The 10,719-nt window shown below is 43.4% G+C and carries 11 protein-coding genes, 1 tRNA gene and 1 pseudogene; 9 read left to right on the top strand and 4 right to left on the bottom strand.

Features of this window, described 5'->3' with window-relative positions; genetic code table 11:
* The 3 genes from PGX78_RS03660 to pnuC form a co-directional block, all read left to right on the top strand.
* A partial coding sequence (locus PGX78_RS03660; protein WP_270445440.1) for a 5'-nucleotidase C-terminal domain-containing protein occupies nt 1-717 on the top strand: 717 nt, incomplete at its 5' end.
* Between the two features lie 14 nt (nt 718-731).
* Complete coding sequence (locus PGX78_RS03655) at nt 732-1,469, top strand: nucleoside phosphorylase (protein ID WP_270445439.1); 738 nt, start codon at nt 732-734, stop codon at nt 1,467-1,469.
* A 1-nt stretch (nt 1,470) separates the two neighbouring features.
* Complete coding sequence (gene pnuC / locus PGX78_RS03650) at nt 1,471-2,190, top strand: nicotinamide riboside transporter PnuC (RefSeq protein WP_040773268.1); 720 nt, start codon at nt 1,471-1,473, stop codon at nt 2,188-2,190.
* Nucleotides 2,191-2,350: 160 nt separating this feature from the next.
* Here the strand turns inward: pnuC and PGX78_RS03645 are convergent, their stop codons facing one another.
* Complete coding sequence (locus PGX78_RS03645) at nt 2,351-2,644, bottom strand: tyrosine-type recombinase/integrase (RefSeq protein WP_270445438.1); 294 nt, start codon at nt 2,642-2,644, stop codon at nt 2,351-2,353.
* Nucleotides 2,645-2,813: 169 nt separating this feature from the next.
* On the opposite strand from PGX78_RS03645, the gene PGX78_RS03640 reads away from it, so the two are divergent.
* A complete protein-coding gene (locus PGX78_RS03640; RefSeq protein WP_006941152.1) occupies nt 2,814-3,824 on the top strand; it encodes a YeiH family protein in 1,011 nt (336 codons plus the stop codon).
* A gap of 90 nt (nt 3,825-3,914) precedes the next feature.
* On the opposite strand, the pseudogene PGX78_RS03635 reads toward PGX78_RS03640, so the two are convergent.
* From PGX78_RS03635 to PGX78_RS03625, 3 genes and pseudogenes are all read right to left on the bottom strand, one after another.
* Nucleotides 3,915-4,220, bottom strand: a pseudogene (locus tag PGX78_RS03635) (transposase); the annotation flags it as partial.
* Nucleotides 4,221-4,592: 372 nt separating this feature from the next.
* Nucleotides 4,593-4,668, bottom strand: a tRNA-Thr gene (locus PGX78_RS03630).
* Nucleotides 4,669-4,763: 95 nt separating this feature from the next.
* Nucleotides 4,764-5,471 carry a helix-turn-helix domain-containing protein gene (locus PGX78_RS03625; protein ID WP_270445437.1) on the bottom strand — a complete coding sequence of 236 codons (708 nt, stop codon included), beginning with the start codon at nt 5,469-5,471 and terminating at the stop codon, nt 4,764-4,766.
* Nucleotides 5,472-5,886: 415 nt separating this feature from the next.
* Between PGX78_RS03625 and PGX78_RS03620 the strand changes: the two genes are divergently transcribed.
* From PGX78_RS03620 to PGX78_RS03600, 5 genes are all read left to right on the top strand, one after another.
* Nucleotides 5,887-7,179: an amino acid permease gene (locus tag PGX78_RS03620; protein WP_006941136.1), complete on the top strand. Its 1,293-nt coding sequence runs from the start codon at nt 5,887-5,889 to the stop codon at nt 7,177-7,179.
* Nucleotides 7,180-7,253: 74 nt separating this feature from the next.
* Nucleotides 7,254-8,483, top strand: a complete 1,230-nt coding sequence (locus PGX78_RS03615; protein ID WP_270445436.1) for a purple acid phosphatase family protein — start codon at nt 7,254-7,256, stop codon at nt 8,481-8,483.
* A gap of 237 nt (nt 8,484-8,720) precedes the next feature.
* A complete protein-coding gene (locus PGX78_RS03610; RefSeq protein WP_270445435.1) occupies nt 8,721-9,950 on the top strand; it encodes a [Fe-Fe] hydrogenase large subunit C-terminal domain-containing protein in 1,230 nt (409 codons plus the stop codon).
* Nucleotides 9,951-10,050: 100 nt separating this feature from the next.
* Nucleotides 10,051-10,401: a hypothetical protein gene (locus tag PGX78_RS03605; RefSeq protein WP_270445434.1), complete on the top strand. Its 351-nt coding sequence runs from the start codon at nt 10,051-10,053 to the stop codon at nt 10,399-10,401.
* Between the two features lie 104 nt (nt 10,402-10,505).
* Nucleotides 10,506-10,719, top strand: a 214-nt coding sequence (locus PGX78_RS03600; RefSeq protein WP_270445433.1) for a zinc ribbon domain-containing protein, incomplete at its 3' end; no start/stop codon positions are given.

Genomic DNA, 10,719 nt, shown 5'->3' with positions numbered 1-10,719 from the left:
AAGGCGCAGACGGCTATTGATAAGAAACTGTCTACCGTAGTCGGGAATACGACGGTAGAACTTAACGGAGCTCGTGACCCGGGCGTGCGTACGGAAGAAACAAACCTGGGCGATCTCATTGCCGACGCTTTCTTATGGCAGGCTCAACAGGCCGTAGCCTTGAAGGGGATCACCGTTGACGGAGCTATCCAAAATGGCGGTACTATCCGCAGCTCCATTGATGCAGGCAAGATTACGGAAAATGATGTTTTGCGTGTCATGCCGTACCATAACTATTTACAATATGTGACTTTAAAAGGAGCTGTCTTGCTGGAAGTGTTGGAAGCGGCAACCTGCACGACGCCGCAGGCTATAGGCGCCTTCCCTCAAGTAGCAGGCATTACTTATACAGTTGATACAACGAAGCCCTATGCTGAAGGTTCGCAGTATCCCCATTCGACTTACTATGCACCGGCAAAGCCCGGCTCGCGAGTTACCATTGCAACTGTCGGCGGTAAGGCTTTCGATCCCGAAGCGACATATTGCATCGCAATGCCCGATTACCTTACTTATGGCGGCGATACATACTATGCACTTACAGATCCGGCTAAGGTGGAAACGGAAACAACCGGGTATCTTGACGTAGACAGTATGAAAAACTATATTCAGACCGTATTGGGCGGTACTGTCGGCAATACATATGCACAACCGCAGGGGCGGATTACTATTGTGAAGTAAAAGAAGGTATAAATATGGTACAAATAAAAGAACCGCAACCGCATATTCAGTTAACCGATGCCGTCGATACGGATTGTGCCGTTATTGTCGGCGATCCGGCCCGTGTAGACGTCATGGAGAAATTTTTGGATGAGCCTGAAAAAATTATGGAGAATCGAGAATATCGCACTGTTACGGGGACATATAAGGGGCGGAAAATTCTGGTTATGTCAACCGGTATAGGTGCCCCTTCGGCTGCCATAGGTATCGAAGAGCTTCACAACATCGGAGTGAAGACGGTTATACGAGTGGGTTCATGCGGAGCCCTACAGCCGGAAATTGGCTTGGGAGACTTAATTGTCGGAGAAGGTATTGTGCGTGATGACGGACTTACGAAAAAGTATGCCCCGGAAATCTATCCGGCCGTTCCGTCTTTTAAACTCTTAGCCTTGGCTAAAAAATATGCACCGCAGGCTCATTTCGGAATCATTCGCTCTCATGACGGTTTTTATATGGATGACAATGAAGAAGTGGAAGATTTTTGGGCAAAAAAAGGCGTCTTGGGTTGTGATATGGAATCGGGAGCTTTGGCCGTCGTCGGACGATTGCGAGGCATGGAAACCCTGTCGATTTTAAACAATGTCGTCCTTTGCAACGGAGACTTGGCTGACAGTATCAATTCGCTCGTAAACAGTGCCGACCTTGTTGCCAAGGGCCAGGACGAATCGATTAAATTGGCCCTTAACATTTTGGCCCATGACACGGAGGAATAAGATGGAAACAGCAAAACACGGCTGGCTTTACAGTCAGTTGTTTGCGAACTGGAAACAGTTCGAAGTAAAATATGTATCACTACTTATTTTGTTGCAAGTCGTTGTCTACGCTATTTCACCGGATAGTCCCATCGGGATGATTTCCGGTATAGGCGGAGTTTTATGCCTGGTTTACGGTATGAAGGGACGTAAGATATCCTTCGTCTTCGGGTTTATACAATGCGTATCCATGACTTATATTGCCTGGATCAGTCATGCGTACGGGTCCTTTGCCATGGATATTGTTTATGTAATTTCTCAACCTATAGGGTGGTATTTATGGGGACAGCAGGAAGCGACACGCTCCTTTAAAAAAGGAACGCGAAAGAAGGTTTTTACGGGAGCTGTTGTCGCATGGCTTATCGGTTGGGCTATTTTGGCGTATGTAGGCGGTCAGCTCCCCTATTTCGACTCCATTAACTTTGTAGTCAGCTTCATTGCTCAGATTCTCTATATTTTAAAGTATAATGAAAACTGGTCGCTCTGGATTTTTGTTAATATTGCAAACTTCCTCTATTGGAGTATATTGTCCGTTCAAATGGTTATGGGCGATAATACGGTCGGGACTTTAGGGGCCAACTTGTCGCAAGTAGCGCTTCAGGCAGCCCTTCTGTTCAACGCCGTTTACGCTCAAAAGGTTTGGGCCAGCGGCGGTGCCGATAATGAAGGTGGCACGGAATAAGTTGAATTATCTGTCGGAACCGGTCGAAGAGATGCTTCGACCGGTTTTTATGCGAAAGAGGCCTGTATGGGGCATCTAAATCAACAGGAAAAAGCCTTGATTTACAAGGCTTTTTTGCTTGTCTATAACTGATTTGCCCCATCATTTGCCCCACATTTTTTTATGAGGAATCTTTCCAGACATCTCTGATTTGATTAAATTCCTCAAAAATTTTCTCCTCTAAAGTGTGTCCATATACTTCTACTAACATTGGAATATCTCTATGCCCTAGAATTTTTGCAATAACTCCAAGGTCAAATCCTTTGTGCCAGAGGTAGCTCCCATAGGTATGACGTGCTCCTTTTGTCGTGATAATTGGATAAATATCTAATTCATTTAAAAGAACACTCAAAGCTTTATTGACACTTGCAATGTCTGGTACCAAGTGAATATATCCATAATGCTGAAAAATCATTTTATACCTATTCTTGAGCATCCTTATTGATCAAAGAACATATATCTGTTATATTACAAAAGCTCTCTGACCGCAAAATTCCGTTAATTTACAACCTTATTCCTACTTTCTATTTTACTTTTCTTACAAATAATATTATAACAAAAAGTATTTATTTTCGGAGGTTTTTATGTCATTTCTATCAAAAAATTGGGCAGGACTGTTAGTCTGTCTGATCATTTCTATCATCTCTTGGGTTTTAGGGGGATTTCTGCCTGTTGTGGGAGCACCTGTTTTCGCCATTTTTATCGGAATGATTCTCCATCCCTTTCTCACTTCCTATACACAACTGGATGCCGGTTTGACTTATAGCTCCAAAAAACTGCTTCAGTATGCTGTTATTTTGCTTGGGTTTGGACTCAATATCTCACAAGTTTTCGCAGTTGGAAAATCTTCCCTTCCTGTTATCCTTTCAACTATTTCAATTGCTTTGATTATAGCTTTCTTTTTCCAACGCTTTTTTAACCTTGATACAAAGCTAGCTACCTTGATTGGAGTTGGATCTTCTATCTGTGGCGGTTCTGCCATTGCAGCGACTGCTCCTGTTATTCACGCCAAGGAAAAAGAAGTAGCCCAAGCCATTTCTGTTATCTTTTTCTTCAATGTCTTGGCAGCTCTTATCTTTCCAACTCTAGGTTCTTGGCTCCATCTTTCCAACGAAGGTTTTGCTCTCTTTGCGGGTACTGCGGTCAACGATACTTCCTCTGTGACAGCTACTGCTAGTGTCTGGGATAGTCTTTACAATACAAACACTCTTGAGTCTGCAACTATTGTCAAACTGACACGTACTCTAGCTATTATCCCTATCACTCTCTTCCTCTCCTATTGGCAAAGCCGTCAACAAGGCAACAACCAAGGAGTGAAGCTTAAAAAAATCTTCCCCGTTTTCATTCTCTACTTTATCCTAGCTTCTCTGCTAACTACTCTTCTCACATCTTTCGGTGTCAGCAATAGCTTCTTTTCACCTCTCAAACAACTCTCCAAATTCCTCATCATCATGGCTATGAGTGCTATTGGTCTCAAAACCAACCTCATTGCTATGATCAAATCCAGTGGAAAATCCATTCTTCTTGGAGCCCTTTGCTGGATTGCTATCATCCTGACTAGTCTTGGCATGCAATTACTCATCGGTATTTTCTAAGAAAAAGGGAGCCTAAAGGCTACCTCAGAACGTAGACAAACGTCATTTTTGGCGTTTGTCTTTTTGTATGTTCAAAGATATTTTGTCTTATCATCTACTATTCCATCCAAAAATCTGATTTAAAGCAAAATAAAAAGGGATATTCCCTATCCATTTCACTAATTTTTTGATATTTAAACACGCCAAAGCAAGCCCAACCTTATCCTCCATTTTGGAATTTCCTTTCTCTCTAGTGTATCTCAAATTATGGTACTCCTTAGCTGTCCAAAAGAGTCGTTCAATGGTTTCTTTACGCTTCTGATAAAGCTCCTTCATCCCTCTTTGGTGTCGAATCTCTTCACAACATTCAAGATCATCTTTCCATACATGTCTCGTGATTACTTTTTGGTGATTTTTATCGTTGGCTTGATGCACGATTTCGATAATTTTTTCATTAATTTATTTTTCTATTTTATCCTCCGATTAGTCTCGCACTGATATTTATTGATAACAACACTATATTTCTAGTATAGCATAATCATTAGATATTATAGGTTTTCAAACCAAATGAGAGTCATTCGTTTTTGCCCTATTTTTAAATCATGACATTGGAAATACCTAAAAGTACTTCCCTAAAATCACTTATATTTCAATATTTTTAATTACTCTCAATATAAAAATCCTTTCCAAATCCATGTATGGGATATATCCCGTACAGGCCTCTTTCGATAGTCAGCAGACTGATAAAGACAATTAAAAGAGGCTTCCGTTTACGGAAGCCTCTTTACTTGGAGCCACTTATCGGATTTGAACCAACGACCCTCTCATTACGAATGAGATGCTCTACCGGCTGAGCTAAAGTGGCAAGTACAACATGTATTATACGGGGAGAGAGGGTGGATTGTCAAGTACCTTTAGTATGGGTAAAGTTATACTTTGTATTTCCCCGGAGGTCGCACCCTAAGTAATGGACAGCATGTTGTACAGCTTCATAAGTCGAATATCTTCTTTTGAAATCTTCAAATCTTTACGAAATTCCTCCGTATCGGCATGCTTCGTTTTAGATATAAAGACCTTTGTGGCTACGGGCATAAGCGGGCGCGTGGAAATACCGCTCAGTAAGCCCCACTTGTGAGGAACATCAAGAAAAGGGGATAAGATGGTAATAATCAGTTGCTCCGTCGGCGTATTCTGATTCATGAGCGTTAAAGTGGATAGGGCATCATAATGGGTTAATATTCCCCAATACGTGTTTTCACAGTCCTGATAGATGTCATAGGCGTTAATATTGAAGTATAGCATGATTTTATACGTGTTGGGTCCCGTTTTGGACAGAATGTCCATAATACCGATGCTGATTTCATTACAACGACCGTCGTAATAATAAAGGTAGAGCTGCTTCGTATTACGAAAGAAGGCTGGGAGACGAGTTTCCGTAAGATTCAGCGTCTTGTCTTCAACAGGATGTAGAAGCTGCTCCACATGAACTCCGAGTACTCGCGCGATGTCGTATAAGGTCAGGATGTCCATCGAGATCTGCCCGTTTTCGTACTTGCTGACTGTGGACTTGCTTTTACAGATGGCCTCTGACAGATCTGCTACGGTAAGCAGTTTTTTCTTGCGGTAAATCTTGATTTTCTTGCCGATTTCTCGTTGCAAATTTTCCATGGTTCACCTCAAAAAGTTTCTTACAAATATTAAATTTTTAATTAAGAGTATATAATCCGAATATTTGCTTCTAATTATATAGAAAAAAGGGGAGCTTTTCTATTTAAAAGAAACAAAATGAATGAAAAGTTTCGTGTCATGAGAAACAAGTATTGTTGAGTGAAACTAATATTTAGTGATATGCTTTAAGCATATTAAATATTCCCTGAAGGAACAGGAGAATATTATCGGGGGAAGAACGGTGAAAGGAGTTGTTCGCATGCATGAAATCGGAATGTTTTTTATTCTTGCCTTTTCCGTACATGTGTTGCAAGGGAACGTGTTTTTCTAGGTTTTAAGCGAAATTCAGCAGTAACCTGTCGTCTAACGGGAAAACGACAGGGGTGTTTAATCTTACATTCAGGAGGTTTTTTATATGTCCACGGCAGACTTGGCAAAACAGGCCGGTATGAGCGAGGCCCAATGGAAAGAAGCGATTAAATTCGACAGTACCGACAGAGGTTGGATAATTATGAGTATAGGCATGGCCATCGGGGCAGGGATTGTATTTCTCCCCGTACAGGTCGGGCTTGTAGGTGTCTGGGTATTTTTATTGTCCGCACTTATTGCTTATCCTTCTATTTATTTGTTACAACGGTTATTCATCAATACCTTGGCGGACTCGCCGGACTGTAATGATTATCCCAGTATTATCGGCGGTTATTTAGGAAAAAACTGGGGATTTTTCCTCGGCATTTTGTACTTTATGATGAGCCTTATTTGTGTCTTCATGTATTCTACGGCTCTGACTAATGACAGTGCCTCATTTTTGCAGTCTTTCGGCGTTACGAAAGGGTTGTTGTCCGATAATCCTTTATACGGCTTAGCCGTTATTTGTTTTATGGTTGTCGTTGCATCTCGCGGTGAACAACTTCTTTTTAAGGTATCGACGTTGATGGTCTTGACCAAGTTGTGCGTTGTCGCCTGCTTGGGTTTGTTGATGGTACAGTCATGGGATTTGGCCAACCTAGGAGCTTTCCCCGACTGGTCGTATATTTTGAAGCAGACGATCATTATGCTTCCTTATACACTGACTTCTATTATTTTCATTCCCTGTTTAAGCCCTATGGTCATTTCTTATCGGTCTCATCATACATCCATTCATGTAGCACGGTATAAGGCAATGAGAGCTATGAAAATAGCCTTCTTTGTTCTCTTTATTACCGTATTCTCGTACGCTATGTCCTTTAACTTGGCTATGGGCCACGAACAGGCTGTTGAAGCATATACGAATAATATATCGGCTCTGGCCATGGTGGCGCGCGGTGCCGATGCGGATGCCGTTAAAATCTTCAGTCTTATCCTCAATATCTTTGCCGTCGTAACGGCATACTTCAGCGTTTTCTTGGGCTTTAAGGAAGCGTGCACGGGTATTGCCTTAAATATCTTATCGCGTCTTTTACCGGCAGAAAAAATCAATAAAGAACTCGTTTCTAAAGGTATTTTGGTTTTTGCGGTTTCCGTATCCTGGGGTGCCATTGTACTCAATGCACCGATTCTTAAACTGCTATCCTTCTTAGGACCCATCCTGGGATGTATCGGGTGCCTTATTCCCGCATACTTGGTATATAAGGTCGGATCTTTGCGTAAGTACAAGGGGATGGTACTAAATCTTATTGTATTCTCCGGAGTACTTCTCGTTGTATCCCCGTTTATTGCCATGATTTAAGCTGATATAAAAGCAGGTTCTTCTTTTGAAGAACCTGCTTTTTTCGTTATACTAAGAAAAAGGTAGGTGTAATCATGAAAAAAAGGGTCTTACATGCTGTGTGTTTCGGTGTTATCAGTGCGTTTGGATTAGTATGGCCGGTAGCGGCACAGGTACAACATGTCATGCAGATTGCCGGAGAAGACGGACTGACATCGCGAACCGTAGCCTGGCTCGATGATCGCGCAGGGACTTACCCTGTTTTTTCATATAAAAAGAAGGGTGATACATATGAAAAAACGGCTTTTGTCATATGGGGAGAGCGCCCGCCCCTTTATGCTGAAGGTACGGAAAGAGCGTGGCAATCCTATGCAGTCAGATTGACTGGACTGGAGGCGGGCACGGAATATGTATATACTGTAGCTACCGAGACTGATCGGGTAGAAGGAGCCTTTACAATGCCGGAGAAATCGCCGCTCGAATATAAGATATCCGTTATGGGAGACTCTCAATCCGTAGACTACGGCGAGTGGGGAAAGACTGTAAATGCTGCACTTCGGCACATGCCACAGGCGGATTTGAGAATATCTATGGGAGATTTGACGGATAACGGTCAGGCATGGTTTCAATGGAAAGAGTGGCTGGATGAAGGGCGATCTGTCGAACATATTCCGCTGGCACCCGTGTTGGGAAACCATGAGGCGTACAGCATGACCTGGACTTTTGCAGAACCGGAAACGTACAGATCCTTGTTTCCCGTGCCGCAAAACGGTCCCGAGGGGCAAACGGGTTTGGCCTACTTCTTCGATTACGGGGATGTCCGCTTTATCAGCTTAAATACAAACGAGGAAGAGTTGGGAGCCACTAGGCCGAACATGCTGACGCTTGAAGCGGGTTGGTTGGAGAAGATACTTAAACAGTCGGAGACGGAACATAAAAGAGTGATTTTGTTAATGCATCGTTCGCCGTGGAGTACTCCGTATTCAGGGGCAAAAGATGTGAACGGAACCGCCTTTTTGCCGCTTATAGATAAGTATGAAGTTCCCTTGGTATTTACAGCGCATGAGCATTGTTATGCCCGTTCCTATCCGTTGAGAGAAGGAAGACCGGAAGCAAAGGGGACTGTCTATATTACGACGGGACGCTCCGGATCCGAAACTTGGGCAGAAGCTGTACGACGTCCTTTTGATGTTGCCTATGACGATTGCATGGACCTTCCTGTATATGTGGAGTTACGGTTGCGAAAAGACGGTTTTTATGTGTCCGCTTATAAAAGGGACGGTCGGCTTATAGATGAGGTAATCATACCGACGAAGAAAAAATAATAGTGTGGTTATACTGAAATCGGCACGTTAAGCGATAAAAAAACGTATCCGTGAGTACAAGGCATTAACGGGCCGGTTTATTTTCGAGGATAGATAACGTATAGGAGACACTTTATAGAGTTTTAAGGAGCAACAACTTTAAGTAGAGGATACAAAAATAGCGGGCGTTGTTATCTTTAGGGTGGAAGCCTATAATGAACCTATATAAGGTATTGCTTTCTTACGGAGGAACTGGCTATGGATACGTTAGATGAACTGTACTTTAAGATGCTCAAAAAGGCTGTAGACGGTGAGTTGGAGTTGGCTCCGGAAGGAATGGATCCCCGGTTGATCGACTGTCTGACCCTACCTGATGACGGGACGGTAGTTCGAGTAAAGCCGTGTTTGTGTCCACCTGACGAAAGACACTGTGCCGAAGCTTGTGAGTGGGATGCTTTAAAACCCGGCAACGAAGTGGGGATTGCCGTCGATACGGAAAAGTGTGTAGGCTGTCAGGCCTGTATCGATGCTTGCGAACTGGATAGTTTGAAGGCCAAAAAGGATATCATTCCCGTAGTACAGGAACTTCATCAATATGACGGTCCCGTATATGCCCTGGTAGCTCCTGCAATTGCCGGACAATTCGGAGCGGACGTAACGATGGGAAAAATGCGGTCGACCTTAAAGGCACTCGGGTTTACGGGGATGCTGGAAGTGGCGGTTTTTGCCGATATTTTAACGCTGAAAGAGGCTCTGGAATTTGATAAGAATATTAATTCTGAAGGAGATTTTCAGCTCACCAGTTGTTGTTGCCCCATGTGGATAGCTATGATTAAAAAGTTGTATCATCAGCTTCTACCCAATGTACCGGGTTCCGTCTCGCCCATGATTGCCGGAGGACGGACCGTGAAGGCACTTCACCCTAAAGCGAAGACCGTGTTTATCGGGCCGTGCTTAGCGAAGAAAGCGGAGAAAAACGAACCTGACATAGCAGGAGCCATCGATTACGTACTGACATATCAAGAACTTCGTGATCTCTTAAGTGTTACGGATTTGAATCCGGCCGATATGCCTGAAAACGCACAACCTCACGCTTCGACTACGGGGATTACATATGCCTATGCCGGCGGTGTAGCGGCAGCTGTGAAACGGACACTGGAAAAACTGAATCCTCATCGGGAAATTAAGCTGCAGACTCGAAAAGCGGACGGCGTTCCCGACTGTAAGGATATGATTAATGAAATTCTTGAAGGCCGTAGGGAGGGTAACTTTTTCGAAGGTATGGGGTGTATCGGTGGTTGTGTAGGCGGACCGCGAGCTATTATTCCGAAGGAAGAGGGGAAGAAATGCGTGCAGACCTATGCGGACTCTTCGGCCTTTGAAACGCCTATGGAAAATCCGTATGTCATCGGAATGCTGAAGGAGTTGGGTTTTAATACGGTTGAAGATTTTCTGGCGAAGAGCCATCTTTACGACCGGCAATTTTAAAGGATCTATACGACACTGATATGAGCCGTCTTTCAATTGGATCCCTTCGGTGCTATACTGTACGAGTAAAGTAAACATTTCCCTGTAAGGAGGGACAGTTGTGGATAAAAGAGATCTTATAGCAGTTATTCAAGGCGTTATCAGTGCGCCTTCGGCTTATAAAGGGTTAAAGACGGCGGGACAGGCCTATTTAGAGGCTGTCGGCACGGAACGTGAACGGGTTGCGGCAGAAGTGCTTATTGAAGAAGCTAAGGCCGATGTCACTACGGTTGATGAATTAATTGCCTTTGCCGGATCTCCTGTAGGAACTGAAGTTTTCGGCCAAGAGGCGGCTAAACAATTAGAGACTCACGGCAGAGTGCTTAAGGCCGAAGGGGCCCGATATTGTGATTGTGATGCTTGCAAGGCGGCACTTGAAATCAGTAAATACGGTCATCTGTTATTGGCATAAATTAAAAGGTCGGACCTATGCGGTCCGGCCTTTTCTGCGGTTCTGTTTGCTAACATTTCAGAGTTAATGATATACTGAAAAGAAAATTCAGGAGGTTCTAATTTATGTTTTGTACTCATTGTGGAGCACCTATTGAAGGGAATCAGAAATTCTGTACTCAGTGCGGAGCTCCTGTAGACTTAAATATGACGGGTGAATACGATAATCCGTACCACGTAAATCCTGATACAGTGGGCGATGAAGATTTGGCGATTATTCGCGGCAAAGGTTTTTGGGAAAACTTTAAGTACGTAATGACGAAAAAATTTGCCACCATAG

Origin of the sequence: Megasphaera sp. AF13-6AC (assembly GCF_027685385.1) — a bacterium.
Taxonomy (GTDB): domain Bacteria; phylum Bacillota; class Negativicutes; order Veillonellales; family Megasphaeraceae; genus Megasphaera; species Megasphaera micronuciformis.
This window is presented reverse-complemented; position numbering and strand designations above follow the sequence as displayed.

Coding starts and splice junctions, on each gene's coding strand:
- PGX78_RS03655 (WP_270445439.1), top strand. CDS start 732: ATGGTACAAATAAAAGAACCGCAACCGCATATTCAGTTAACCGATGCC.
- pnuC (WP_040773268.1), top strand. CDS start 1,471: ATGGAAACAGCAAAACACGGCTGGCTTTACAGTCAGTTGTTTGCGAAC.
- PGX78_RS03645 (WP_270445438.1), bottom strand. CDS start 2,644: ATGATTTTTCAGCATTATGGATATATTCACTTGGTACCAGACATTGCA.
- PGX78_RS03640 (WP_006941152.1), top strand. CDS start 2,814: ATGTCATTTCTATCAAAAAATTGGGCAGGACTGTTAGTCTGTCTGATC.
- PGX78_RS03625 (WP_270445437.1), bottom strand. CDS start 5,471: ATGGAAAATTTGCAACGAGAAATCGGCAAGAAAATCAAGATTTACCGC.
- PGX78_RS03620 (WP_006941136.1), top strand. CDS start 5,887: ATGTCCACGGCAGACTTGGCAAAACAGGCCGGTATGAGCGAGGCCCAA.
- PGX78_RS03615 (WP_270445436.1), top strand. CDS start 7,254: ATGAAAAAAAGGGTCTTACATGCTGTGTGTTTCGGTGTTATCAGTGCG.
- PGX78_RS03610 (WP_270445435.1), top strand. CDS start 8,721: ATGGATACGTTAGATGAACTGTACTTTAAGATGCTCAAAAAGGCTGTA.